23 protein-coding genes are annotated in these 24,193 nt (G+C 54.3%); 14 read left to right on the forward strand and 9 right to left on the reverse strand.

Translation table 11 applies throughout. The annotated features are described in order from the left end of the window. Positions 1-12: 12 nt before the first annotated feature. Together ACUY4S_RS15130 and ACUY4S_RS15135 are read left to right on the forward strand one after the other, a co-directional pair. Positions 13-456: an Xre family toxin-antitoxin system antitoxin gene (locus ACUY4S_RS15130; RefSeq protein ID WP_312688559.1), complete on the forward strand. Its 444-nt coding sequence runs from the start codon at positions 13-15 to the stop codon at positions 454-456. Beyond that, the gene (locus tag ACUY4S_RS15135; protein ID WP_409429808.1) at positions 456-917 is read left to right on the forward strand and encodes an RES family NAD+ phosphorylase; all 462 of its coding nucleotides are present in this window, start codon (positions 456-458) and stop codon (positions 915-917) included. The genes ACUY4S_RS15130 and ACUY4S_RS15135 overlap by 1 nt, the downstream gene beginning before the upstream one ends. An 86-nt stretch (positions 918-1,003) precedes the next feature. On the opposite strand, the gene clpA is transcribed toward ACUY4S_RS15135, so the two are convergent. Together clpA and clpS are read right to left on the reverse strand one after the other, a co-directional pair. Further along, positions 1,004-3,295, reverse strand: a complete 2,292-nt coding sequence (gene clpA, locus ACUY4S_RS15140) for an ATP-dependent Clp protease ATP-binding subunit ClpA (RefSeq protein ID WP_312688555.1) — start codon at positions 3,293-3,295, stop codon at positions 1,004-1,006. A gap of 31 nt (positions 3,296-3,326) precedes the next feature. Further along, positions 3,327-3,647: an ATP-dependent Clp protease adapter ClpS gene (gene clpS / locus ACUY4S_RS15145; protein WP_312688553.1), complete on the reverse strand. Its 321-nt coding sequence runs from the start codon at positions 3,645-3,647 to the stop codon at positions 3,327-3,329. Between the two features lie 328 nt (positions 3,648-3,975). Between clpS and cspD the strand changes: the two genes are divergently transcribed. Beyond that, positions 3,976-4,197 carry a cold shock-like protein CspD gene (gene cspD, locus ACUY4S_RS15150; RefSeq protein WP_312688551.1) on the forward strand — a complete coding sequence of 74 codons (222 nt, stop codon included), beginning with the start codon at positions 3,976-3,978 and terminating at the stop codon, positions 4,195-4,197. Between the two features lie 64 nt (positions 4,198-4,261). Here the strand turns inward: cspD and macB are convergent, their stop codons facing one another. Together macB and macA are read right to left on the reverse strand one after the other, a co-directional pair. Continuing rightward, positions 4,262-6,208 (reverse strand): macrolide ABC transporter ATP-binding protein/permease MacB, encoded by a 1,947-nt coding sequence (gene macB, locus ACUY4S_RS15155; RefSeq protein ID WP_458021600.1) that lies wholly within the window; start codon positions 6,206-6,208, stop codon positions 4,262-4,264. Then, positions 6,205-7,290 carry a macrolide transporter subunit MacA gene (macA, locus tag ACUY4S_RS15160; protein ID WP_312688756.1) on the reverse strand — a complete coding sequence of 362 codons (1,086 nt, stop codon included), beginning with the start codon at positions 7,288-7,290 and terminating at the stop codon, positions 6,205-6,207. Before macA ends, macB begins: the two co-directional genes overlap by 4 nt. A 191-nt stretch (positions 7,291-7,481) precedes the next feature. Here macA and ACUY4S_RS15165 point away from each other — a divergent pair, with 191 nt between their 5' ends. Next, on the forward strand, positions 7,482-8,438 hold the full coding sequence (locus ACUY4S_RS15165) for a VirK/YbjX family protein (protein ID WP_458021601.1): 957 nt from the start codon (positions 7,482-7,484) through the stop codon (positions 8,436-8,438). Here the strand turns inward: ACUY4S_RS15165 and ACUY4S_RS15170 are convergent. Continuing rightward, a complete protein-coding gene (locus ACUY4S_RS15170; protein WP_458021668.1) occupies positions 8,435-10,093 on the reverse strand; it encodes an ATP-dependent endonuclease in 1,659 nt (552 codons plus the stop codon). The two genes, ACUY4S_RS15165 and ACUY4S_RS15170, sit on opposite strands and share 4 nt — an antisense overlap. A gap of 379 nt (positions 10,094-10,472) precedes the next feature. Between ACUY4S_RS15170 and ACUY4S_RS15175 the strand changes: the two genes are divergently transcribed. The 3 genes from ACUY4S_RS15175 to hcr all read left to right on the forward strand — a co-directional run bounded on the left by ACUY4S_RS15175 (position 10,473) and on the right by hcr (position 14,154). Further along, positions 10,473-11,372: a LysO family transporter gene (locus ACUY4S_RS15175; protein ID WP_458021602.1), complete on the forward strand. Its 900-nt coding sequence runs from the start codon at positions 10,473-10,475 to the stop codon at positions 11,370-11,372. Between the two features lie 150 nt (positions 11,373-11,522). Then, positions 11,523-13,175, forward strand: a complete 1,653-nt coding sequence (gene hcp / locus ACUY4S_RS15180; protein WP_312688544.1) for a hydroxylamine reductase — start codon at positions 11,523-11,525, stop codon at positions 13,173-13,175. Positions 13,176-13,185: 10 nt separating this feature from the next. Continuing rightward, positions 13,186-14,154, forward strand: coding sequence for an NADH oxidoreductase (gene hcr / locus ACUY4S_RS15185; RefSeq protein ID WP_458021603.1), 969 nt, complete (start codon positions 13,186-13,188; stop codon positions 14,152-14,154). Between the two features lie 87 nt (positions 14,155-14,241). On the opposite strand, the gene ACUY4S_RS15190 is transcribed toward hcr, so the two are convergent. Beyond that, entirely contained in the window at positions 14,242-14,670 is a 429-nt protein-coding gene (locus ACUY4S_RS15190; RefSeq protein WP_312688542.1) for a DoxX family protein, read from the reverse strand. Between the two features lie 153 nt (positions 14,671-14,823). On the opposite strand from ACUY4S_RS15190, the gene poxB reads away from it, so the two are divergent. The 4 genes from poxB to ACUY4S_RS15210 all read left to right on the forward strand — a co-directional run bounded on the left by poxB (position 14,824) and on the right by ACUY4S_RS15210 (position 20,132). Next, the gene (gene poxB, locus ACUY4S_RS15195) at positions 14,824-16,542 is read left to right on the forward strand and encodes a ubiquinone-dependent pyruvate dehydrogenase (protein WP_458021604.1); all 1,719 of its coding nucleotides are present in this window, start codon (positions 14,824-14,826) and stop codon (positions 16,540-16,542) included. Positions 16,543-16,578: 36 nt separating this feature from the next. Beyond that, positions 16,579-17,577 (forward strand): low-specificity L-threonine aldolase, encoded by a 999-nt coding sequence (ltaE, locus tag ACUY4S_RS15200; protein ID WP_458021605.1) that lies wholly within the window; start codon positions 16,579-16,581, stop codon positions 17,575-17,577. 10 nt (positions 17,578-17,587) lie between these two features. Then, complete coding sequence (locus ACUY4S_RS15205) at positions 17,588-19,024, forward strand: DUF2867 domain-containing protein (RefSeq protein ID WP_458021669.1); 1,437 nt, start codon at positions 17,588-17,590, stop codon at positions 19,022-19,024. A gap of 94 nt (positions 19,025-19,118) precedes the next feature. Further along, positions 19,119-20,132, forward strand: coding sequence for a 3-beta-hydroxysteroid dehydrogenase (locus ACUY4S_RS15210; RefSeq protein WP_458021606.1), 1,014 nt, complete (start codon positions 19,119-19,121; stop codon positions 20,130-20,132). A gap of 6 nt (positions 20,133-20,138) precedes the next feature. Here the strand turns inward: ACUY4S_RS15210 and ACUY4S_RS15215 are convergent, their stop codons facing one another. Genes ACUY4S_RS15215 through ACUY4S_RS15225 form a run of 3 tightly spaced genes read right to left on the reverse strand, consistent with a single transcriptional unit; the run spans position 20,139 to position 21,885 of the window. After that, the gene (locus tag ACUY4S_RS15215; protein WP_458021607.1) at positions 20,139-20,699 is read right to left on the reverse strand and encodes a WG repeat-containing protein; all 561 of its coding nucleotides are present in this window, start codon (positions 20,697-20,699) and stop codon (positions 20,139-20,141) included. A gap of 35 nt (positions 20,700-20,734) precedes the next feature. After that, positions 20,735-21,565: an N-acetylmuramoyl-L-alanine amidase gene (locus tag ACUY4S_RS15220; RefSeq protein WP_312688536.1), complete on the reverse strand. Its 831-nt coding sequence runs from the start codon at positions 21,563-21,565 to the stop codon at positions 20,735-20,737. Further along, positions 21,562-21,885 carry a heavy metal-binding domain-containing protein gene (locus tag ACUY4S_RS15225; RefSeq protein ID WP_458021608.1) on the reverse strand — a complete coding sequence of 108 codons (324 nt, stop codon included), beginning with the start codon at positions 21,883-21,885 and terminating at the stop codon, positions 21,562-21,564. The genes ACUY4S_RS15220 and ACUY4S_RS15225 overlap by 4 nt, the downstream gene beginning before the upstream one ends. Positions 21,886-21,987: 102 nt before the next feature. Here ACUY4S_RS15225 and ACUY4S_RS15230 point away from each other — a divergent pair, with 102 nt between their 5' ends. The 3 genes from ACUY4S_RS15230 (at position 21,988) to artI (ending at position 24,192) form a co-directional block, all read left to right on the forward strand. Further along, positions 21,988-22,503 carry a lipoprotein gene (locus ACUY4S_RS15230; RefSeq protein ID WP_458021609.1) on the forward strand — a complete coding sequence of 172 codons (516 nt, stop codon included), beginning with the start codon at positions 21,988-21,990 and terminating at the stop codon, positions 22,501-22,503. Between the two features lie 209 nt (positions 22,504-22,712). Continuing rightward, positions 22,713-23,441, forward strand: coding sequence for an arginine ABC transporter ATP-binding protein ArtP (artP, locus tag ACUY4S_RS15235; protein ID WP_312688531.1), 729 nt, complete (start codon positions 22,713-22,715; stop codon positions 23,439-23,441). A 19-nt stretch (positions 23,442-23,460) separates the two neighbouring features. Then, the gene (gene artI, locus ACUY4S_RS15240; RefSeq protein WP_312688529.1) at positions 23,461-24,192 is read left to right on the forward strand and encodes an arginine ABC transporter substrate-binding protein ArtI; all 732 of its coding nucleotides are present in this window, start codon (positions 23,461-23,463) and stop codon (positions 24,190-24,192) included. The last annotated feature ends 1 nt before the right edge of the window (position 24,193 follow it).

Consider the following 24,193-nt stretch of genomic DNA (forward strand, 5'->3'; position numbering starts at 1 on the left):
TCAGGAGGGATCATGAGAACCTGGAGCCCGGATCAAAAACCGGCTGAAAATGCACTCTGGCGTTTTGCGGGTTTTCCCGCTAACAGGGGCATAAAATTAGTCCAAATGCTAAATGAAGGTTTACCTGTCAGCATTCTCGATAATATTCATCAATGGACGGAAATGTCGCGATCGGACATTTTGCGGGTCACGGGTATTAACGAACGCAATGTTGCGCGGCGAAAAAGCGCAGGCCGCACCCTGACACCCGATGAGAGTGAGCGTATAGCCCGGCTGGTCAGAGTCGTAGATGCAGCAGTGCATTTTTTTGGCGATAAAAAAATGGCGTACAGCTGGCTACAAACGCCGGTGCGTGCGTTGGGGGACGTCGCCCCAATTTCGTTGATAGCAACCGAAAGTGGCGCACTGGAAGTGACCGATCTGATCGGCCGACTGGAACATGGGGTGTTTGCGTGATGTTCTACCGTCTGGTTACCCGCCGCTACGCCAGCGAAGCCTGGACCGGTAGCGGCGCAAACCTTTACGGCGGTCGATGGAACCATAAAGGCCATCCGGCGGTGTATGTCGCCTCTTCAATTTCACTGGCTGCACTTGAGATGCTGGTGCACATCCATAGCGACAGTATGTTGCGTCAGTATGGGCTGTTCAGCATAGAGATCCCGGACAAGGACATTGAGTTTCTGGACACGCAATGGCTGCCGGCGGACTGGCAGGAATACCCCGCTCCGCTCTCTACAATGGATCTGGGCACCGCCTGGCTGGAAGCCAACAGCAGTGTGGCGTTGGTCGTGCCTTCCTGCGTGGTTCCACTGGAAAACAATGCCGTTTTAAATCCGCATCACCCAGGCTTCAGTACCCTGCTGAAAACAGTGAAAGAACACCCTTTTGTTTTCGATCCGCGTCTGGCATCCTCCTGACGCATCAAATTTATGCTGAAACCGTAAATAACGGGCGTAAAAAAACCGGGCCTCTCAGAGCCCGGTTTTTACATTAACGTCAGAGATTAATGCGCAGCTTCCGGTTTGTGCTTCTGCGCACTCTGGAAGTCATACTCCAGTTCATTCTTCTCTTTATTCAGCGTCACGGTCACCTGCCCGCCATCTACCAACGAGCCAAACAGCAGCTCGTTAGCCAACGGTTTCTTCAGGTTATCCTGAATAACACGCGCCATCGGGCGTGCACCCATTGCGCGGTCATAGCCTTTATCGGCCAGCCAGTCGCGTGCTTCCTGACTGACTTCCAGCGACACACCTTTCTGATCCAGTTGCACCTGGAGTTCGACAATAAACTTGTCGACCACCTGATGGATAACCGTCGTCGACAAATGATCGAACCAGATAATGTTGTCCAGACGGTTGCGGAACTCCGGCGTAAAGATCTTTTTGATCTCTTCCATCGCATCGGTACTGTTATCCTGGTGGATAAGGCCAATGGATTTACGCTCAGTTTCCCGTACCCCGGCGTTTGTGGTCATCACCAGCACCACGTTGCGGAAGTCCGCTTTACGCCCGTTATTATCCGTTAGCGTGCCGTTGTCCATCACCTGTAACAGCAGGTTGAAGACATCCGGGTGCGCTTTTTCGATTTCATCAAGCAGCAACACCGCATGCGGATGCTTGATCACTGCGTCGGTCAACAGACCGCCCTGATCAAACCCAACATAGCCAGGAGGCGCACCGATCAAACGGCTGACGGTGTGACGTTCCATATATTCGGACATATCAAAACGCAGCAGCTCAATGCCAAGCGCTTTCGACAGCTGGACCGTCACCTCGGTTTTACCCACCCCTGTGGGGCCAGCAAACAGGAAGGAGCCGACCGGTTTATGGTCCTGACCCAGCCCTGCACGGCTCATCTTGATGGCTTCGGTTAAGGCCTCAATGGCTTTATCCTGTCCAAACACCAGCATTTTGAGGCGATCGCCGAGATTTTTCAGCGTGTCACGATCGCTCTGAGAAACACTCTTCTCAGGGATACGCGCAATACGGGCCACAACCGATTCGATATCCGCCACATTGACGGTTTTCTTGCGTTTGCTGACCGGCATCAGGCGCGCACGCGCCCCTGCTTCGTCAATCACATCTATCGCTTTATCCGGCAGATGGCGATCATTAATGTACTTCACCGCCAGCTCCACGGCTGCACGTACCGCTTTAGCGGTGTAACGTACATCGTGGTGTGCTTCGTATTTGGGTTTCAGGCCATTGATAATCTGCACCGTTTCTTCTACAGATGGCTCAGTGATATCAATTTTCTGGAAACGACGCGCCAGCGCACGATCTTTTTCGAAAATGTTGCTGAACTCCTGATAGGTAGTTGAACCCATCACGCGGATTTTACCGCTGGAGAGCAGCGGCTTGATCAGGTTCGCGGCATCCACCTGCCCACCGGACGCAGCGCCCGCACCGATGATGGTGTGGATCTCGTCGATAAACAGAATGCTGTTATTGTCCTGCTCAAGCTGTTTCAGCAGCGCTTTAAAACGTTTTTCGAAATCACCACGGTATTTGGTACCTGCCAGCAGTGACCCGATATCCAGTGAGTAAATGGTGCAGTCGGCCATCACTTCCGGCACATCACCCTGCACGATACGCCACGCCAGACCTTCGGCAATAGCGGTTTTACCCACACCGGACTCGCCCACCAGCAAGGGGTTATTTTTACGCCGGCGACAGAGCACCTGAATAGCGCGCTCCAGCTCTTTGCCACGGCCAATCAGCGGATCGATACCGCCCACGCGAGCAAGCTGATTGAGATTGGTGGTGAAGTTTTCCATACGTTCCTCCCCGCCTGCCTGCTCTTCGCTGCTCGCCTGGCTGCTGCTACTGCTGCTGCCTGCGTCAGATGATGGGCCCGGCTCGTCTTTACGCGTGCCGTGCGAAATAAAGTTCACCACATCAAGGCGGCTCACTTCATGTTTGCGCAACAGGTAAGCCGCCTGGGACTCCTGCTCGCTAAAGATGGCGACCAGCACGTTAGCACCAGACACTTCGCTGCGGCCGGAAGACTGAACGTGAAACACCGCGCGCTGAAGAACACGCTGGAAGCTGAGCGTCGGTTGTGTATCGCGCTCCTCTTCGCTCATGGGCAGAACGGGTGTGGTTTGTTCGATGAAGGCTTCGAGTTCCTGCCGCAGCGCCACCAAATCCACGGAACACGCTTCCAGCGCTTCACGGGCCGATGGGTTACTGAGCAGAGCCAGTAACAAGTGCTCGACGGTCATAAACTCATGTCGGTGCTCGCGCGCTCTGGCGAAAGCCATATTTAAACTGAGTTCCAGTTCTTGATTGAGCATAGGCACCTCCCCCAAGTTTTATTGCCTGAAATCAGGCTCTTTCCAGCGTACACAACAACGGATGTTCGTTCTCCCTGGCATACTTGTTCACCATGGCGACTTTCGTCTCCGCGACCTCTGCAGTAAAGACACCGCAAATGGCCTTCCCGTGATAGTGAACCGTGAGCATCAGTTGCGTTGCACGTTCTACATCATAAGAAAAGAACTTTTGTAGCACGTCAATAACAAATTCCATCGGCGTGTAATCATCGTTCATTAACATTACTTTATACATGGATGGCGGACTCAGCGCGTCGCGCAGTTTCTCTTCCGCCAATTGTTCGAAATCCAGCCAGCTATTGCTTTTACCCATCGTTAGCTTTTCATCTTAGGTTACAGGTTCCGGCGGCGTTTAATCGGCCGATTACATGAGTCTAGATGCATTTTCAATCTACATCAGTTGTCAGATAACTATCATCTATCGTTGCCATCCGCGACGGCTGTCACATTCTTCCTTCATACCGTTAACTGCTTCAAAATTTTGATGCGTCGCCTCCCAGAACCCCAGCCAAACGCTTGACGCGTTATTCGATTTCTCTAAATTGTACTCTCGAGAGTTGGCGAGGTTTTGAACAGCCCCCACACTCTGCCACCGGTTCATTCCATCTTACTTAAATAAGATTTACGAAGGATGTCGAAGCATGGAAACGGGTACTGTTAAGTGGTTCAACAATGCCAAAGGGTTCGGTTTTATCTGCCCTGAAGGCGGCGGCGAAGATATCTTCGCACATTACTCCACCATTCAAATGGATGGTTACAGAACGCTAAAAGCCGGGCAAACTGTCCGGTTTGATGTACACCAGGGCCCTAAAGGCAATCATGCCAGTCTCATCGTGCCCGTCGAAGTAGAGGCTATGGCCTGACGCTTCTTAATTAATTGTGTACATGCCCCGGATAAAATGCCAGCCCAATCGGCTGGCATTTTTATTACTCGCGTGCCAGCGCGTCCACCGGATCCAGTCGCGCCGCATTGCGCGCCGGCAACCAGCCAAACAATACGCCGGTAAAGGTTGAACACAAAAATGCGGTAAACAGGGCCACGGGAGAAAAACCAATTTCCCAGCCGGGCAAAAAAAGCTGCAAGGTAAATGCGATCAGCATCGACAGAACGACGCCCAGCGCACCGCCAACCAGGCACACAAACACCGCTTCGATAAGAAACTGCGACAATACATCGCCCGCACGGGCGCCCACCGCCATACGAATGCCAATTTCACGCGTACGCTCAGTCACGGACACCAGCATGATGTTCATTACGCCAATCCCGCCGACCAGCAGCGAAATCACCGCCACCAGGGTCAGGAACAATTGAAGAGTACGTGTGGTCTTTTCTGCTGTTTTCAAGACGCCGTCCATGTTCCAGACGAAGAAATCCTTCTTACCGTGGCGTAAATTAAGCAGCCGGGTAAGCTGCTGCTCGGCCTGTTCGCTGCTGTAACCGTCATTCACCCGCACGGTGATCGAATTCAACCAGGACTGCCCCATAATGCGCCCGGCGATGGTGCTATAGGGTAACCAGACGCGCAGGATTTTACTGCTGCCGAACATCGACTGTTTCTCTTCCGCCACGCCAATGACCGTGGCGGGCATATTGCCGACAAGAATGACTTCTCCCACCACTGATGCTTTATTAGGAAATAACTGACGCCGGGTATTGCTGTCGAGCACCACCACCTGCGCACGTCCTTTCAACTGTTCATCATTGAAGGAAGCCCCTTCACTGAAGGTCATGCCGTAGACGTTAAAATATTGCCCGCTCACCCCATTAGCACTGGCGGCAACATCAATGTTGTTCGAGCGTAACCGCAGATTTTGCGAGACAGAAGGTGTCGCTGAACGCACCCAGGGCTGTTTCTGAATGGCCACCAGATCGTCATATTTTAACGCCTGCCGATATTGTGGATCGTCATCGCCAAAATCCTTGCCCGGGTAGACATCAATAGTGTTGGTGCCAATCGAACGGATATCCGCCAGCACCAGTTGTTTGGCGGCATCGCCCACCACCACAATCGATACCACCGACGCGATGCCGATAATAATACCGAGCATGGTGAGAAGCGTGCGCATCTTGTTGGCCGCCATCGCCCGCCAGGCCATGGTCAGTGCCTCATTAAAACGGCTGACAAACTGACGCCAGCCGCCTGCCCACATCACACCAGCCTCCGGATACGCTGGCGTTGCAGCTTTCTCCCTCGCGGGGGGATTACTGATAAGCTCACCGTCGCGGATTTCAATCACCCGCTCCGCCTGTGCGGCAACCTGAGGATCGTGGGTCACGATTATCACCGTATGGCCGCGATCGCGGAGCTGGTGCAAAATCGCCATCACCTCGTCGCCTGAGTGGCTATCCAGCGCGCCGGTTGGCTCATCGGCAAGGATGACCTGCCCGCCATTCATCAACGCGCGGGCAATACTCACACGCTGTTGTTGGCCACCAGAAAGCTGCGATGGCTGATAATCGGCGCGTTCCTCCAGCCCCAGACGCGCCAGCAACTCACGGGCGCGAGCCAGCCGGGCTTTACGCTCGGTGCCCGCATACACCGCCGGAACTTCGACGTTTTGCGCCGCACTCAGGTGCGAGAGAAGATGGTAGCGCTGAAAGATAAAGCCAAAATGCTCACGACGCAGCTGCGCCAGTGCATCGCTATTCAGTGTGGAAACATCCGTACCCGCTACACGGTAGGTTCCGCTGGTGGGTTTATCCAGGCAACCGAGAATGTTCATCAGCGTTGATTTTCCGGAACCCGAAGCTCCGACAATCGCCACCATCTCCCCGGCCTGAATAGACAGGCTAATACCCTTTAACACTTCCACCTGCTCGTCACCGGACGGGTAACTGCGACGAATGCCGTTTAACTCAAGCAGCGCACTCATTGCGCCGCCCCCTGTTTCAGCTCACCGATGACCACTTCTTCACCCGCATCCAGCCCTTTAACAATCACCACTTCGGTATCGTTGCGGGCTCCGAGGGTCACTTCACGATCGCGGGTTTCGCCATTGCGTAATACTTTCACCTTATAACGATTGTCACCGACCGGATCGCCCAGCGCCGCCAGCGGGATCGTCAACACATTTTTCTGCCCCATTAGCTGAATATGAACCTGTGCGGTCATATCCAGACGCAGGATACCCTGCGGGTTCGGCACGGCAAAACGGGCGTAATAGAAGATGGCGTCATTGACCTTCTCCGGCGTTGGGAGAATATCTTTTAACACGCCTTCATAACGGGTTCCGGGATCGCCAAGCACGGTAAACCAGGCTTTTTGCCCCGGTTTCAAGTGGATCACATCCGCTTCGGATACCTGCGCCTTGACTAACATGGTGCTCATATCCGCCAGCGTCAGAATGTTCGGCGCTTGCTGCACCGCAATGACGGTCTGCCCTTGCAGGGTGGTGATTTGGGTGACCTCCCCCGCCATGGGCGCGAGAATACGGGTGTAATCAAGGTTAGTTTTGGCCGTGTCTAACGTAGCCTGGTTACGCTGGATCTGTGCGTCAATAGTGCCAATTTGCGCCTCTTTTACCGCGACATCGGTAATGGCGGTATCCAGATCCTGACGTGAGATCAAATTGCTTTTGACCAACTGTTGCTGGCGCGCCAGCGTCACTTTCGCCAGCCTCAATTCCGCCTGCGCCTGGCGACGCTGCGCACGCAACTCCATCAGGGTGGCATTCACTTCTTTAATCTGGTTTTGCGCCTGCTCAGGGTCAATAACACCCAGCAACTGATCTTTTTTTACCTTATCACCAATGCTGACCGACAAAGTTTTTAACTGACCGTTGACTTGCGCGCCCACGTCCACTTTGCGTAAGGCGTCAAGCTTGCCGGTGGCCAGCACACTTTGTTGCAGCTCGCCGGGGCGAACAATCAGCGTTTGATACTGTACGACAGGTGCATTGAGCTTGCCCCACAACCAGAACGCCGCCAGTAAAACCGCTACTGCCAGCACAATCATTCCCGTCCTGCGTTTTCCCTTCAGATTCATAAAAATTCCAGATTGTCGGACTGTGCGTTGTATAGAGACCAATGTTATCTAAACGAAACATCAACGAAACAGAATAATCTTAATTTCTCCATATTTCATTTAACCAGCGTTGAGACAGCCGCTGTTGCAATAACCTCCTCCCGTTTCTTCCGGATTTTATCATGTCTATTTTTGCTGATTTTTCTACTTCTGCGCCCCCTTTCCCCACCAGTGCCTGGCAACTTTTCCGCACATTAACTTCCGGAACACTGACGCCAGGCCTGGCCTGGAAAAACCCCGCCTATCGTCGAAAGTTTTTACTGCGCTCGCTAAGCACACCGATCAGCACGGCCAGCTATCTGACTCGCCTTGCGAGCCTGCCGCAATTGCCGCAGATGCTGCAGGTGCAGCCCGGTTTGCCCTGCCGGTTACACCGCCCGTGGTTGTCGATCAATATGTCCCGCAACGAAGCCAGTCATGCGCTGTGTTGGCACTATGAAAATATGATCCGCCTTTTACCTGCTGCGGTGGTAAACGGTTATTTAAGCAAAACCGGCACCGAGCTGGCAGTACTGAACGGCAAAGATGAACAAACTTACTCGCTGCACCTGTATGCCAACCCGATGCAGGATAAAGAGGGTGAGGCCACGCTGATGATCTGTGATGCCGGGCAAACCACGCTGGCAGAGCTGACCTTCACCTTCTGCCTGGTTGATGGGAAGCGCACGCTTTACATTGGTGGTTTGCAGGGGGCGAAGGCACACGTACCGCACGATCGGATCCAGTCTGCTACCAAGGCCTGCCATGGTTTGTTCCCCAAACGCCTGCTGGTAGAAACCGCGATGGCGCTGGGGCAGTGTCTGGACGTGCAAGCGATTCGCGCAGTCAGTAACGAAACGCACATTTACCGCAGCGTGCGCTACCGCCGGAAAAAACAGGACAAACTGCACGCCGATTACAACAGTTTCTGGGCATCGCTGGGGGCTGAAACCGACAGTCGCGGCGACTTTGTGCTGCCGCTGACCATGCCGCGCAAGCCAATGGAAGAGATCGCCAGTAAAAAACGCGCGGAATATCGTCGCCGTTACGAGTTGCTTGATAGCTTACATTTGCAGGCAACGAGCCGCTGCCAGCGCTAGTCAGCCCGGCCGCGTGCCAGCCACAACACGCGAGAAAACATTTTACGAAACAGATGCGGTACGGCGGAAACGCCCCGTCTGCCAGCCTCCATCGCCACTTCGATAGCCAAATCCGGTTTTGAAGAGCGATGGATGGCTTTGGTGATCACCCGACGCATATTCATCGGCACGTTTTCCGGCAATTGCGCCACACGATGATAGACATCCGCAAAGCCTTCCCGGTACATAAAGTGCTCCATATCCAGTGCGGGCAGCGTCGTTAAATGATCGCGGATCTGGTCATTATCGTTATCCAACAACCCGCGCACCGTGGCCGCATACTTTTTCCCGGCTTCATCGCCATCCACCAAAACATGCCATTCGATGCCCATCCGCCTGGCGAATTTAATCAGCGGTTTTAAACCGGACTGGGCAAATTCAATCACCTTTACCCCTTCGGCATCAAAATGGTGACCACACTGGCGCGCCAGTTCATTGATCACCCAGTTTTCGGTTTCGCCTTCTACCAGTAGCCAGCAGCGGGCAAACAACGAAGAAGGACGGTTTACACGGATGTGAAAAGCAATACGCCGACCATCTTCAGCGCTTAAGCCGCCCGGACCGAGACGCCAGGCCGCTACGCGGGAGGATTCGCGCACCAGCCGACACACTTGTTCTACCGGCGTCAGCGACAGTAATTCCCCCGAATTGGTCGTTGTCACCTGTTGTAATGGCAGCAAGTTCAGCAACTGCCACGCCACGGAAAGCATAATCGGATGCAGCCGTGTTTCCGGATCTTCCACCAGCAGTAAAGGCCGGGCATCACGATCGAGATGCACAGACCCCTTGGCCTGCAACAGGGTAGAGAAAAAGCCCAGCAAGATCACCCGGTACATCCGCCCGCCGGGTTTATCGATCATGCGGTTGATAATGTCCAGATAACGCCAGCTACGCTGCTCATCATGAGAGCGGCGACGCATCAGGCGCTGACGCGATGGACCGCTGCCTTGTTCAGAAAAGTAGTGTTCAAGGAGTTGCACCATGGCTGACAACCCGTGACGGATCTGCCCATCGGTCAGGTTTTGCGGGCGGGAAACCAACTCGCGACTCAAAAAATCAAGCTGGCGGGCCGTGGTTTCCATACCCGGCGCATCGGGGATACCGTCCGTGCGCAGGCGCCGCATAAAACGTGCATCGCGCAGGCGCAGCACTGGCATCAGCCGCACAAGATGGCGCGCCATCTCGTCAATATCCTCCAGCGGCAAGTGTTGCCCCTCGGCATCAAGAAAACCACGCAGCGTCATGACACTGCCATCTTCAGAGAGCTCGCCTTCGTGGCGATAAAACAGGCGGTGAAAACCGTCAGCGCCGGGAACCCAGCAGTCAGCCAGCGGGCGATAACGCCGAACGCGATGTCGGCCCGGCTCCGACTCACGAAAAGTCAGGATAATATGCAGGTGGTGCTCGCGCCCTTGCACATCGCCAGGCGGGAACCAGAAATCATCGCGCACAAAATGGTAGAGTTCGGTTTCGGGTGACAACAGCAGAGTGAGCGCATCCAGCAGACTCGACTTACCCCAGGCATTCTCGCCAATCAGCACATTCTTCTGTTCCAGCATCAGCGATAAACGATTGATGCCGCGAAACCCGACAATATCCACGCGCTCCAGAATCATGCGTCCTCCGATCTTCCCGAGCATTTCAGCATCCAGTGCTTGCAGTATAGCGGGGTAAAAAGCAGCAAATCACGCGCTAAGTACAAAATTTCATTGGTAAAAAGGTGACTTACTGGCAGAGGTGCGCATAAAGAGGAATTGTCACCCTTTACGCGCTCTCCTGGATGTTCCGGATGGGCCATCAGAATAACAGGTTGCCGATCGGCGGAGTGACTGGCCGTACGCGCTGCAGGAAAACGACGATCGCCTTTTTCTCACTGGCGCGAAGTAAGCGAAGCTAATGTGCATAATCTTGCTCGCTTTTCGCTGCTTTACTCATTTCACACCATTCGGTAGTGTGTTACCCGAGTGTTACATTTTGCAAGGATTCGGGCTGTTCATGCTTTCAGGATTGTTAATTATTCTTCTGCCGTTGATTGGCGGCTATCTTATTCCGCTGCGCCACCGCACCACCCTGCATTGGATTAATAAATTATTGAGCTGGATTGTTTATTTGATCCTGTTTTTTATGGGTATTAGCCTCGCGTTTCTGGATAACCTCAGCAGCAACCTGCTGTCTATTTTTCATTACAGTGCCGTGAGCGTAACGGTGATCCTGTTGTGTAATGCGACCGCGTTGCTGTGGCTGGAAAGATCCCTGCCCTGGCAACACCAGCATCAGCAGGAAAAGCTGCCCTCACGCATTGCCATGGCGCTGGAATCCCTGCGCCTTTGCGGCGTGGTGATGCTCGGTTTCGCCCTCGGTCTTAGCGGGCTGGCCTTTTTAGAGCACGCGACTGAAGCCAGTGAATATACATTGATTTTCCTGCTGTTTTTAGTGGGCCTTCAGCTGCGTAACAGCGGTATGACGCTGAAACAGATTGTCCTGAATCGCCGTGGCATGATTATCTCAGTGGTCGTTGTTGTCAGTTCACTGGCGGGCGGCGTGATCAACGCCTTGCTGTTAGGACTGCCAATGAAAACCGGTCTGGCAATGGCCTCCGGGTTTGGCTGGTATTCGCTATCCGGTATTTTGTTAACAGAATCCTTTGGCCCGGTCATTGGCAGCGCGGCGTTCTTTACCGATCTGGCGCGTGAACTGATCGCCATTATGTTAATCCCTGGACTTGTTCGCCGCAGTCGCTCCACAGCGCTGGGTTTGTGCGGCGCCACCTCTATGGACTTTACCTTACCCGTGCTGCAGCGTTCGGGTGGGCTGGAACTGGTGCCCGCAGCCATTGTGCATGGCTTTGCGCTCAGTCTGCTGGTGCCATTATTGATGGCCTTCTTCTCTGCCTGATACTCCTTTGGCGGTAGATCTCTGCCGCTAAACTTGCGCTAAATCAATCTCCCCTTAATTTGCACACAAAAGACCTTTTAAGCCTCCGCACGCCAGCATAATCTTAAACATGCATTTCAAATATAACTTTAACATAATATAGGTGTGACCATGTTCTGTGTGCAATGTGAACAAACCATCCGAACCCCGGCAGGAAATGGCTGTGCGTATGCGCAGGGGATGTGCGGTAAAACCGCCGAAACCTCCGACCTTCAGGATTTGCTGATTGCCGCGTTACAGGGGCTCTCCGCCTGGGCCAGCAAAGCCCGCGATTACGATCTGATCGACCATGAGGTTGATAGCTTCGCTCCGCGTGCGTTCTTCTCTACCCTGACCAATGTCAACTTCGATTCCCCGCGTATTGTGGGTTATGCCCGTGAGGCGATTGCCAAACGTGAGGCGCTGAAAGCGCTCTGCCTCGCGATCGATCCGCAGGCCAGCGTGAACAACCCGATGGCCGACCTGCAACTGGTAAGCGACGATCTGGGTGAACTGCAACGTCAGGCCACCGAATTTACCCCGAACAAAGATAAAGCCGCGATTGGCGAAAATATTCTCGGCCTGCGTCTGCTATGCCTGTATGGTCTGAAAGGTGCTGCGGCTTATATGGAACATGCCCATGTTCTCGGGCAGTACGACAATGATATCTACGCGCGTTACCACAAAATTATGGCATGGCTGGGAACCTGGCCTGCCGATATGAACGCGCTGCTGGAATGTTCAATGGAAATTGGCCAGATGAACTTCAGCGTGATGAGTATTCTCGACGCGGGTGAAACCAGCATGTATGGTCACCCGACGCCAACCCAGGTGAATGTTAAAGCGGTTGCCGGTAAGTGCATTTTGATTTCCGGCCATGACCTGAAAGATCTCTACAATCTGTTGCAACAAACCGAAGGCACCGGCGTTAACGTCTATACCCATGGCGAAATGTTACCGGCGCATGGTTACCCGGAACTGCGTAAATTTAAACATCTGGTCGGTAACTACGGCAGCGGCTGGCAGAACCAGCAAGTAGAATTTGCCCGCTTCCCTGGCCCGATTGTGATGACTTCTAACTGCATTATCGATCCGACCGTTGGCGCATATGACGATCGTATCTGGACCCGCAGTATCGTCGGCTGGCCGGGCGTGAACCATCTGGAAGGTGACGATTTCGCGCCGGTGATTAATCAGGCACAGCAAATGGCAGGTTTCCCGTTCAGCGAAATCGAACATCTGATCACCGTCGGTTTTGGCCGCCAGACCCTGCTCGGCGCGGTGGATTCGTTGATCGATCTGGTAAGCCGCGAAAAACTGCGTCACGTCTTCCTGGTGGGCGGGTGTGACGGCGCGCGCGGTGAACGTAACTACTTCACAGACTTTGCCACCCAGGTGCCGGACGACTGCCTGATCCTGACACTGGCGTGCGGTAAATATCGCTTTAACAAGCTCGACTTCGGCAACATTGAAGGGCTGCCGCGCCTGATCGATGCCGGTCAGTGCAACGACGCCTACTCTGCGATTATTCTCGCAGTAACGCTGGCAGAGAAACTGGGCTGCGGCGTCAACGATCTGCCGCTGTCGCTGGTGCTCTCCTGGTTCGAACAAAAGGCAATTGTCATTTTGCTGACGTTGCTCTCACTTGGCGTCACCAACATTGTTACCGGCCCGACCGCACCTGGCTTCCTGACACCGGATCTGCTGGCGGTGCTGAACGAAAAATTCGGCCTGCGCCAGGTAACGACCGTTGAACAGGATATGCAGCAGTTGCTGAGCGCATAAGGAGTTAACGATGACCATGCCAACCCCTCAATGCCCATGGCGTATGCAGGTTCACCACATCCGGCAGGAAACGCCGGATGTCTGGACGTTGTCGCTGCTGTGCCATGATTACTACCCGTACCGTGCCGGGCAATACGCGCTGGTGAGCATTCGCAACAGCGCGGAAACGCTCCGTGCTTATACCCTTTCATCCACGCCGGGCGTGAGCGAATACATTACGCTGACCGTACGTCGTATTGATGATGGCGCAGGCTCGCAATGGCTGACACGGGAGGTGAAACGCGGCGATTATCTGTGGCTTTCTGCCGCGCAGGGGGAATTTACCTGCGACGATAAGCCAAACGATAAGCTGTTGCTGCTGGCGGCAGGGTGCGGCGTGACACCAATTATGTCCATGCGCCGGTGGCTGGCGAAAAACCGCCCGCACGCGGATGTTCAGGTCATTTTCAATGTGCGTTCGCCGGAAGATGTGATTTTTGCCGACGAATGGCGTGATTTTCCGGTCACGCTGGTGGCAGAAAACAATGCGACCACCGGCTTTGCCGCTGGCCGTCTGAGCCGTGAACTGCTTACCTGTGTGCCGGACCTGGCACAACGCACTGTCATGACCTGCGGCCCGGCGCCTTATATGGACTGGGTTGAACAAGAAGTGAAAGCGCTGGGCGTGAAATATTTCTTTAAAGAAAAATTCTTTACGCCGGTGGCAGAAGCCGCAACAAGCGGGCTGAAATTCAGCAAGCTTTCTCCGCTGAAAACGTTTTATGCCCCCGTCGGTAGCTCCCTGCTGGAGGCACTGGAAAGCAATAAAATGCCGGTGGTTGCCGCCTGCCGCGCAGGCGTTTGCGGTTGCTGTAAAACGCAGGTGATCTCCGGCGAGTATACCGTGAGCAGCACGATGACACTGACAGAACAGGAGATTGCCGACGGCTATGTGCTGGCGTGCTCCTGCCACCCACAAGGGGATTTGGTGCTGGCGTAAGGCATTGATAAAGCAAAACGCCCTTTATAATGAAGGGCGTTTTTTTATGACGTGTGATCAGCGTTAACAAAGATGTGCGGGTTCGCACTACTTCCAGGCTGGCGCCACGGAATAACGGCCTGCGCCAATAAACGCAACAACCAGTGCCCCGATAAAGAAATAAACAATACTTTCAATAGCCCACGCGCCGGTTGCATCCAGCGTCCCGGTTTTGCCTATCCCAACCAGTAACCAGGCCACCACCATGGTAAACGCCAGCACCAGCGCTGACGGGCGGGTAAACACGCCAAGAATGAGCAGGATCGGACACAGCACTTCACCCACCAGCACGCCATAAGCCACAAAGCCCGGGATCCCTTTTGCTGCCAGCATACCGGCGATGCCATCAATACCGCCGATTAACTTGTGCAGACCGTGGAATAACATTAAGCCGCCCACCAGCAAGCGCAGCAATAACTTGCCGAAATCCTCATGCGAAAACATATTATTAACTGAGTTTAACAATGATTTAACCATTTGAAATGATTCCTGTTTTCATCGACCATTGTCAGAATATTCCGAACTATAAGAAAAATAAACCCCTGTTTTATTCAGGGTCAGCGCAATCTCTCACTGTCACGCATTCATTGTCTAAGCTTGTAAGCAAGATCACAAAAAGGAGCGCGTTAAATGAAACAGACAGTGGCAGCGTATATCGCCAAAACGCTGGAACAGGCCGGCGTAAAACGAATTTGGGGCGTGACTGGAGACTCCCTTAATGGCCTGAGCGACAGTCTCAATCGCATGGGCACCATCAACTGGATGCCGACGCGCCATGAGGAAGTGGCCGCGTTTGCCGCCGGGGCAGAGGCGCAGCTTACCGGCGAACTGGCAGTGTGTGCCGGCTCCTGCGGGCCAGGCAACCTGCATCTGATCAACGGTCTGTTTGATTGCCACCGCAACCATGTTCCGGTGCTGGCTATCGCGGCGCATATTCCCTCCAGCGAAATTGGTAGCGGTTATTTTCAGGAAACCCACCCACAGGAGCTGTTTCGCGAATGCAGTCATTATTGCGAACTGGTTTCCACCCCGGAGCAGATCCCGCAGGTACTGGCGATTGCCATGCGCAAAGCGGTACTCAATAAAGGGGTGTCCGTGATTGTGCTGCCCGGCGACGTGGCGCTCAAGCCCGCCCCCGAATCTGCCAGCAGCAATTGGTACAGCGCACCGCAACCCGTCGTTACCCCTACAGAAGAAGAACTGAAAAAACTGGCGCAACTGTTGCGCTATTCGAGCAATATCGCGCTGATGTGCGGGAGTGGCTGTGCGGGCGCGCATGAGGAATTGCTGGCCTTTGCCGGCAAACTGAATGCGCCGATTGTGCACGCCATGCGCGGTAAAGAACATGTGGAGTATGACAACCCTTACGATGTGGGCATGACCGGGTTGATTGGCTTCTCGTCCGGGTTCCATACCATGATGAACGCCGACACCTTAGTGCTGCTGGGCACACAGTTCCCTTACCGCGCTTTTTACCCTACCGACGCAAAAATTATTCAGATCGACATTAATCCTGGCAGTATCGGTGCGCACAGCAAAGTCGATATGGCGCTGGTCGGTGATATCAAAGCCACGCTTGCGGCCCTGTTACCCTTGCTGGAAGCAAAAACCGATCGCCGCTTCCTGGATAAGGCGCTGTCTGACTATCGTGAGGCACGGAAAGGCCTGGACGAACTGGCCAAACCGAGCGATAAAGCGATTCACCCGCAATATCTGGCCCAGCAGATTAGTCGCTTCGCCGATGATGACGCCATTTTTACCTGTGATGTTGGCACGCCAACCGTATGGGCGGCCCGCTACCTGAAAATGAATGGCAAACGCCGCCTGCTGGGCTCGTTTAACCACGGCTCCATGGCCAATGCGATGCCGCAAGCGCTGGGTGCGCAGGCCACCCATCCCGAAAGACAAGTGGTGGCGCTGTGCGGTGATGGCGGCTTCAGTATGCTGATGGGCGATTTTCTCTCAGTGGTACAGATGAAATTGCCCCTGAAAATCATCGTCTTTAATAACAGCGTGCTGGGGTTTGTGGCTATGGAGATGAAAGCAGGCGGTTACCTGACCGATGGCACGGAACTGCACGACACCAACTTTGCCCGCATCGCCGAGGCTTGCGGTATTCCAGGCATTCGCGTGGAGTCCTCCGCCGACGTGGATGATGCGCTGCAACGGGCCTTTGCTACGGATGGCCCGGTACTGGTGGATGTTACCGTCGCGAAAGAAGAGCTGGCGATCCCGCCGCAAATCAAACTGGAGCAGGCCAAAGGCTTTAGCCTGTATATGATGCGCGCCATTATTAGCGGCCGCGGCGATGAAGTGATCGAACTGGCGAAAACCAACTGGCTCAGGTAAAAAGAGGCATGACCCATCGTAAGATAAGGAAATGCCGTGATTGATTTACGCAGTGATACCGTCACCCGCCCGGGGCGCGCCATGCTCGAACAGATGATGGCCGCGCCGGTCGGGGATGATGTGTACGGGGATGACTCGACGGTGAATGAACTGCAACGTTATGCCGCAGAACTCAGTGGCAAAGAAGCTGCCCTGTTTCTGCCGACCGGTACCCAGGCCAATCTGGTTGCCCTGCTTAGCCATTGCGAACGCGGAGAAGAGTACATTGTCGGCCAGGGCGCGCATAACTATCTCTATGAGGCGGGCGGTGCCGCAGTGCTGGGCAGTATTCAGCCGCAGCCGATTGATGCCGCCGCTGATGGTACGCTGCCGCTGGATAAAGTCGCTGCCAAAATCAAAGCCGATGATATCCATTTCGCCCGCACCAAATTACTCAGTCTGGAAAACACCCATAATGGCAAAGTGTTGCCGCGCGACTACCTGCAACAGGCATGGGAATTTACCCGTGAACGCGGGCTGGCGCTGCACGTTGACGGCGCACGTATCTTCAATGCCCTGGTAGAGTATGACTGCGCGCTAAAAGACATTGCACAATATTGTGACTCGTTCACGATTTGCCTGTCGAAAGGCCTCGGTACACCGGTCGGCTCACTGTTGCTTGGCGACAACGCCTTTATTGCCCGTGCGCTTCGCTGGCGTAAAATGACCGGCGGCGGGATGCGTCAGGCAGGTTTCCTTGCGGCAGCGGGGCTGTATGCTCTGAAACACAACGTTGCCCGTCTGAAAGACGATCATCAGAACGCCGCCTGGCTGGCCGCACAGCTGCGCGAGATCGGCGCGGATGTCATGCGCCATGACACGAATATGCTGTTTATCCGCGTGGGCGAGCCGGCGAAGGCGCTGGGCGCGTTTATGCGCGAACGCGGCGTCCTGATTAACGCCTCTTCCGTCGTGCGACTGGTAACTCATCTTGATGTGGATCGTCAGCAACTGGCAGACGTCGTTCGCCACTGGCAAGCCTTTTTACAACGTTAAGGAGCAGCATGTGGCGCAGCGGATCCTGGTGCTGGGCGCCAGCGGTTATATCGGGCAACGGCTGGTCACTGCGCTGAGTCAGCAGGGCCATCACGTGAAAGCGGTGGCGAGACGCCTGAACCGGTTACAAAAACAGTCATTGCCGGGGGTGAGTTTTCACTGTGTTGATCTCTACTGGCCACAAGAGCTGCCCGCACTGTTACAGGATGTCGATACGCTCTACTATCTGGTGCACAGCATGGGTGAACGTGGCGACTTGGTAGCACATGAGCGGCAAATTGCCCTCAATGTGCGTGATGCGCTACGGGAAACGCCGGTTAAGCAGGTGATTTACCTCAGCTCATTGCAGGCCCCGGGCGCGACAGATTCCGATCATTTACTGGCCCGACAATATACTGGCGATCTGCTGCGGGCAGCGGGTACGCCGGTCACCGAGCTGCGAGCCGGGATCATTGTTGGTGCGGGCTCGGCAGCGTTCGAAGTCATGCGTGATATGGTTTTTAACCTGCCGGTGCTGACGCCGCCGCGTTGGGTACGTTCACGTACCACGCCGATTGCGCTGGAAAATCTGCTCTATTATCTGCTGGCGTTACTTAACCACCCGGCCCCGGAACACCGCGTCTTTGAAGCTGCCGGGCCAGACGTGCTGAGTTATCAGCAACAGTTCGCCCATTTTATGGCCGTCAGTGGTGTACACCGTCCGCTGATCCCCATCCCGCTGCCGACACGGCTCATTTCCGTTTGGTTTTTGCATCTGATCACCTCGGTGCCGCCCTCCATAGCGAAAGCCCTGATCCAGGGGCTTAAGCACGATCTGCTGGCGGACGACCGCGCCCTGCGTCGCCTGATCCCTCAAACGCTGATCCCATTTGATGACGCGGTTCGGCGCACGCTGCAGGAAGAGGAAAAACTGGTCAACTCCAGCGACTGGGGCTATGACCCGCAGGCATTTTCCCGCTGGCGCCCGCAGTATGGTTATTACCCCAAACAGGCGGGTTATACGGTACAAACCCGCGCCAGCCTGAGCGCATTATGGGAAGTGGTAAACCGGATCGGCGGTAAAGAGCGTTACTTTTTTGGCAATTTACTGTGGCAGGCGCGTGCCGCGCTGGATCACCTGGCTGGCCATAAACTGCCGCGTGGCCGCCCGGATCGGGCATATTTACAGACTGGCGACGCGGTAGACAGTTGGAAAGTGATCATCGTCGAACCCGAGGAACAACTGGCGTTGTTGTTTGGCATGAAAGCGCCCGGTCTGGGAAGGCTCTGTTTTACCCTTACCGACAAAGGTGATTACCGGCTACTGGATGTCCGCGCCTGGTGGCATCCACACGGTATGCCAGGGCTGGGCTACTGGCTGGCGATGTTCCCGGCGCACCTGTTCATTTTTCGTGGGATGGCGCAAAAAATTGCCCGTCTGGCAGAACAAAATGCAGAAAAAGTCTGACGTTAACCGTTTTTCTTTCATCAATCCCATTGCATAGCGGCGTAATTCACGGAAGAATGCGCGCGATAAATGCCATTCAAACTAGTGGATTGATATGAAGGTTCTGGTCACGGGCGCCACCAGCGGTTTAGGCCGAAACGCGGTCGAATATCTCCGTCAAAAAGGTATCAGCGTCCGGGCAACTGGCCGCAACGAAGCCATGGGCAAGGTGCTGAGCAAAATGGGCGCGGAGTTTGTGCATGCAGATCTGACCGAGCTGGTCTCATCGCAGGCCAAGGTGATGCTCGCCGGAATCGACACGCTGTGGCACTGCTCCAGCTTTACTTCGCCGTGGGGCACTCAGCAAGCCTTTGATCTCGCCAATGTGCGTGCCACCCGTCGCCTGGGTGAATGGGCGGTGGCGTGGGGAGTGCGGAACTTCATTCATATCTCCTCCCCTTCACTCTATTTTGATTATCATCACCACCGGGATATTCAGGAGACGTTTCGCCCTGTTCGTTTTGCTAACGAATTCGCACGCAGCAAAGCAGCCGGAGAAGAAGTGATCGATCTGCTCGCTCAGGCCAACCCCAACACCCGCTTTACTGTTTTGCGCCCGCAAAGTCTCTTTGGCCCGCACGACAAAGTGTTTATTCCCCGTCTGGCGCAAATGATGCACCACTACCGCAGCGTATTACTGCCCCGTGGCGGCGATGCGCTGGTGGATATGACCTACTACGAAAATGCGGTACATGCGATGTGGCTGGCGAGCCAGCAACATTGCGACAACCTGCCATCCGGGCGCGCATATAACATCACCAACGGTGAACCACGCTCGCTACGCAGCATTGTGCAGAAGTTGATTGATGAGCTGAATATTCACTGCCGTATCCGTTCGGTTCCCTATGCGATGCTGGATATGGTGGCACGCAGTATGGAGCACTTCGGCGATAAGCGTTCGAAAGAGCCGGCCTTTACTCACTATGGCGTGTCGAAACTCAATTTCGACTTTACGCTGGACATCTCCCGAGCCAAAGAAGAGCTGGGTTATACGCCGATTGTCACGCTGGATGAAGGCATTGAACGCACGGCGTACTGGCTAAAAGACCACGGCACGTTGCACCGCTAAGACGGGTTAAAACGGCCCTGACTTGATTTCAGAGACGCGCTGGCCGTTTTTATCAATGTAGAACCATTGACCGCCCATCAGAGCTACGTGCTCGCCATCCTTTTGCGGCGCGCAGCCATTGCAGACCAGCGCTTTTCCCGCATTAAACTGCCAGGCATAATCGAACTGCGGTGCAATCCGGTTGCGAAACGTGTCATCCCAGTAGCCAACTTTGCCATTCTGCCGGGAGCGCACCAGCCCTTCGACAAACCAGTCCGGACCGTTATCAAAGTGAACCACTGACAGGTAATTATCCGCGGAACGCACGTAATAATCCGCATCCGGCAATTGCGCATCGCGCGTGTAATCATATAACCCGACCCACGACATACCATCCACATCGTGGCTTTTGGCGAACAGATCCGGCAAGAACACCAGTTTGCCCTCTTTTACTGCTGCGCATTTGTCGAGCTTTTCCAGTGTGTCGGTTTTTTTATTCCAGTAAGAACAACCGTACACCGGCTTCAGCGCAGCCTGCGTTGAAAAAGCCGCCATCAGGAGCATGCCGGTGATGATGCGAAACATCATGTGCGTTGACCTCGTCATTAATAAACCTGCAGCGGTTATCCCGCCTGCCCATATTTTTCCAGTAATGCTTCGGCAATCGCCACACTCTCGGCATCCGCCATCCCATTCCACAATGCAGGGCGGAAATGCATTTGAAACGCCATGATCACCCGTTTCTGTTGCTCCAGCGTCATTTGCGGTTTGACCTCATAGCCATAGCGCGCCAGTAAATCGAGCAACAAAGCGTTATCAACAGCCTGATACGGCGGACGCCCTTGCAGATAAAACGCCACGCGCTCTCGATCCGGCCAGGCCCCGATGCCCTGAACAGCAAGTGCCTGCCAGGGGAACAGTGGCCCCGGATCGTCTTTACGCTGCGGGGCAATATCCGCATGCGCTACCACGTTTTGCGGGGCAATGTTGTAGCGCGCAACAATATCTTTTACCAGTGGAATCAACGCAGTAATTTGCGCTGGCGCAAAAGGCGCGAATTGTTTTCCTTGCGGAGTGTTACGCCAGCCGCGATTCTCCAGTTCAATACCGATGGAGGTATCGTTAATCCGCGTTGCCCCTCGCCAGAAGCTGACGCCAGCATGCCAGGCAAGATCCTGCTCCGGCACAAGTTGCCAGATCCTCGGTTTTCCGCCATGGCGCGGCGGGCTGGCCGGGATCAAATAGTGCGAACTGACCTGTTTATCGGTGAGTGTGGCCAGTGATACATCAAAATCGTCTGCCGTGTAGTGAATAACCAGCACTTTTACCCGGGGGTAAGCCGCCTGTGCCTGCCGTCGGGTATCAAGCTGATAATGGGCTTTATCAATAATGCCTTTTTCGCTCGCGCATCCCACCAGCAGCCACGCCAGCAGTATGACTATCCCTCTTTTCATGGGCGCGTTTTCACCGCCGTACCACTGACGCTGACCATTAACATACTGCCGTCTTTGCCGACAGTTTCATAATCAATATCAATACCGACGACCGCATTTGCTCCCAGCGCTTTGGCCTGCTCACCCAGTTCGTGGAAGGCAATTTCCCGCGCTTTGCGCAGCTCTTTTTCATACGATCCGGCGCGCCCGCCAACGATGTCGCGGATGCCGGCAAAGAAGTCGCGAAAAATATTCGCCCCGAGAATGGCTTCCCCGGTGACCACACCGCAGTATTCAACGATTGGTTGCCCTTCGAGGGTTGGCGTTGTGGAAAATTGCATCGTCTTCTCCTTTTAGTCATCAGTGCGTTACGACACACATTATCAGATCAATACACTATTCTTGAAAGGGAGTGACATCTTAAGAGAAATAAGGAAATCATCATGCGCTATTCCGTTTTGTCTGTTGTAATGCCCTGCGCGCTGTTATTGAGCGCCTGTACCACTGTCACACCGGCATTTAAGGATATTGGTACTCGTAGCGGCCCGTGTGTTGAAGGCGGCCCCGATAGTGTCGCGCAACAATTTTACGACTACCGTATTGCCCATCCCAACAGCAACCTGGACGCGCTGCGTCCCTACCTGAGCGACTCGCTCGCTAAAACACTCGCCGATGCCAGCCGCGACACGCGTAACGCTGCATTCCTGAAAGCTGACCCGTTCTCCAGCCACAGTGTTGCGCCAACCGGGGCGGATGTCGCCAGCGCGTCGAGCATTCCGAATACCGATGCACGAAATATTCCCCTGCGCGTCACGCTGAGCCAGGGCAGCCAGCAGTGGCAAGATGAAGTGCTGATGATCCGTGAAGGCCAGTGCTGGGCAGTGGATGATGTGCGCTATATGGGCGGTAAGATCAATGCTCCATCAGGCACGCTGCGCCAGTCCCTTGCCCATCGGTGACTGTATGCAAGGTGAATAAATAATCCCCGTAAAATGTCTGGCATTCCGCGACGAATGCCGACATTTATGCCTGGTTCCCTCCCGCCCCGGTATTTTGTGCTAACTTTATGTGTGAACTTGGTTTATTTTTAAGTTTTAACGCACAAATATTGCATAACTATTCTGTCAACGTTACTATTTGCGGCCTCAATTGCTATCAGACTGCTTCGATGAGTATTAAATTAAACAGCATCAATTGCTTTTATGGCGCGCACCAGGCGCTGTTCGATATCACACTGGATTGCCCTCAGGGCGAGACCCTGGTGCTGCTCGGCCCAAGCGGTGCGGGTAAAAGTTCGCTGTTGCGCGTACTCAACCTGCTGGAAATGCCGCGTTCCGGCCAGTTAAGCATTGCCGGTAATCAGTTCGATTTTGCCAAAACCCCGTCAGATAAAGCGATCCGTGAATTGCGCCAGAATGTGGGTATGGTGTTTCAGCAATACAATCTCTGGCCGCATCTGACCGTGCAGCAAAACCTGATTGAAGCACCGTGCCGCGTGCTCGGTTTAAGCAAAGATCAGGCACTGGCGCGTGCCGAAAAGCTGCTGGAACGTTTACGCCTTACGCCCTATAGCGATCGCTATCCGCTGCATTTATCTGGCGGGCAGCAACAGCGTGTGGCGATTGCCCGTGCGCTGATGATGGAACCGCAGGTTCTGCTGTTTGATGAACCCACCGCAGCGCTCGATCCGGAAATCACCGCACAGATCGTCAGCATCATTCGTGAACTGGCAGAAACCGGGATTACTCAGGTTATTGTGACCCACGAAGTGGAAGTGGCGCGCAAGACAGCCAGCCGCGTGGTGTATATGGAAAACGGTCACATTGTTGAGCAAGGGGATGCGGGCTGCTTTGCCGCGCCGCAGACCGACGCGTTTAAATACTACCTATCTCACTGAAGAATCGGGAATAATGACAATGAAAAAAGTACTGATCGCCGCGCTACTTGCAAGCATCAGCCTTAGCGCTACCGCAGCCCAGACCATCCGCTTCGCGACCGAAGCGAGCTACCCTCCGTTTGAATCCACAGACGCCAACAACAAAATCGTCGGTTTTGACGTGGATCTGGCTAACGCGCTGTGTAAAGAGATCGACGCTACCTGTACTTTTACCAACCAGGCATTTGACAGCCTGATCCCCAGCCTGAAATTCCGTCGTTTCGACGCAGTGATGGCGGGCATGGATATCACCCCGGAGCGTGAAAAACAGGTACTGTTCACCACCCCGTACTATGACAACTCTGCGCTGTTTGTTGGCCAGCAGGGCAAGTTCACCGGCATCGACCAGCTGAAAGGCAAACGTGTTGGCGTACAAAACGGCACCACGCATCAGAAATTCATTAACGATAAGCACCCGGAAATTACCACCGTACCTTACGACAGCTATCAGAACGCCCGTCTCGACCTGCAAAACGGTCGTATTGATGCGGTATTTGGTGACACCGCCGTAGTGACCGAGTGGCTGAAAGCAGATGCCAAACTGGCTGCAGTAGGCGACAAAGTGACTGATAAAGAGTACTTCGGCACCGGTTTAGGTATCGCCGTACGTCAGGGCAACACTGAACTGCAGCAGAAATTCAACACTGCGCTGGAAAAAGTGAAGAAAGATGGGACTTACCAGACCATCTATAACAAATGGTTCCAGAAGTAAT

This window comes from Kosakonia beeri (genome assembly GCF_054165705.1).

Coding starts and splice junctions, on each gene's coding strand:
- ACUY4S_RS15130 (WP_312688559.1), top strand. CDS start 13: ATGAGAACCTGGAGCCCGGATCAAAAACCGGCTGAAAATGCACTCTGG.
- ACUY4S_RS15135 (WP_409429808.1), top strand. CDS start 456: ATGTTCTACCGTCTGGTTACCCGCCGCTACGCCAGCGAAGCCTGGACC.
- clpA (WP_312688555.1), bottom strand. CDS start 3,295: ATGCTCAATCAAGAACTGGAACTCAGTTTAAATATGGCTTTCGCCAGA.
- clpS (WP_312688553.1), bottom strand. CDS start 3,647: ATGGGTAAAAGCAATAGCTGGCTGGATTTCGAACAATTGGCGGAAGAG.
- cspD (WP_312688551.1), top strand. CDS start 3,976: ATGGAAACGGGTACTGTTAAGTGGTTCAACAATGCCAAAGGGTTCGGT.
- macB (WP_458021600.1), bottom strand. CDS start 6,208: ATGAGTGCGCTGCTTGAGTTAAACGGCATTCGTCGCAGTTACCCGTCC.
- macA (WP_312688756.1), bottom strand. CDS start 7,290: ATGATTGTGCTGGCAGTAGCGGTTTTACTGGCGGCGTTCTGGTTGTGG.
- ACUY4S_RS15165 (WP_458021601.1), top strand. CDS start 7,482: ATGTCTATTTTTGCTGATTTTTCTACTTCTGCGCCCCCTTTCCCCACC.
- ACUY4S_RS15170 (WP_458021668.1), bottom strand. CDS start 10,093: ATGATTCTGGAGCGCGTGGATATTGTCGGGTTTCGCGGCATCAATCGT.
- ACUY4S_RS15175 (WP_458021602.1), top strand. CDS start 10,473: ATGCTTTCAGGATTGTTAATTATTCTTCTGCCGTTGATTGGCGGCTAT.
- hcp (WP_312688544.1), top strand. CDS start 11,523: ATGTTCTGTGTGCAATGTGAACAAACCATCCGAACCCCGGCAGGAAAT.
- hcr (WP_458021603.1), top strand. CDS start 13,186: ATGACCATGCCAACCCCTCAATGCCCATGGCGTATGCAGGTTCACCAC.
- ACUY4S_RS15190 (WP_312688542.1), bottom strand. CDS start 14,670: ATGGTTAAATCATTGTTAAACTCAGTTAATAATATGTTTTCGCATGAG.
- poxB (WP_458021604.1), top strand. CDS start 14,824: ATGAAACAGACAGTGGCAGCGTATATCGCCAAAACGCTGGAACAGGCC.
- ACUY4S_RS15210 (WP_458021606.1), top strand. CDS start 19,119: ATGAAGGTTCTGGTCACGGGCGCCACCAGCGGTTTAGGCCGAAACGCG.
- ACUY4S_RS15215 (WP_458021607.1), bottom strand. CDS start 20,699: ATGATGTTTCGCATCATCACCGGCATGCTCCTGATGGCGGCTTTTTCA.
- ACUY4S_RS15220 (WP_312688536.1), bottom strand. CDS start 21,565: ATGAAAAGAGGGATAGTCATACTGCTGGCGTGGCTGCTGGTGGGATGC.
- ACUY4S_RS15225 (WP_458021608.1), bottom strand. CDS start 21,885: ATGCAATTTTCCACAACGCCAACCCTCGAAGGGCAACCAATCGTTGAA.
- ACUY4S_RS15230 (WP_458021609.1), top strand. CDS start 21,988: ATGCGCTATTCCGTTTTGTCTGTTGTAATGCCCTGCGCGCTGTTATTG.
- artP (WP_312688531.1), top strand. CDS start 22,713: ATGAGTATTAAATTAAACAGCATCAATTGCTTTTATGGCGCGCACCAG.
- artI (WP_312688529.1), top strand. CDS start 23,461: ATGAAAAAAGTACTGATCGCCGCGCTACTTGCAAGCATCAGCCTTAGC.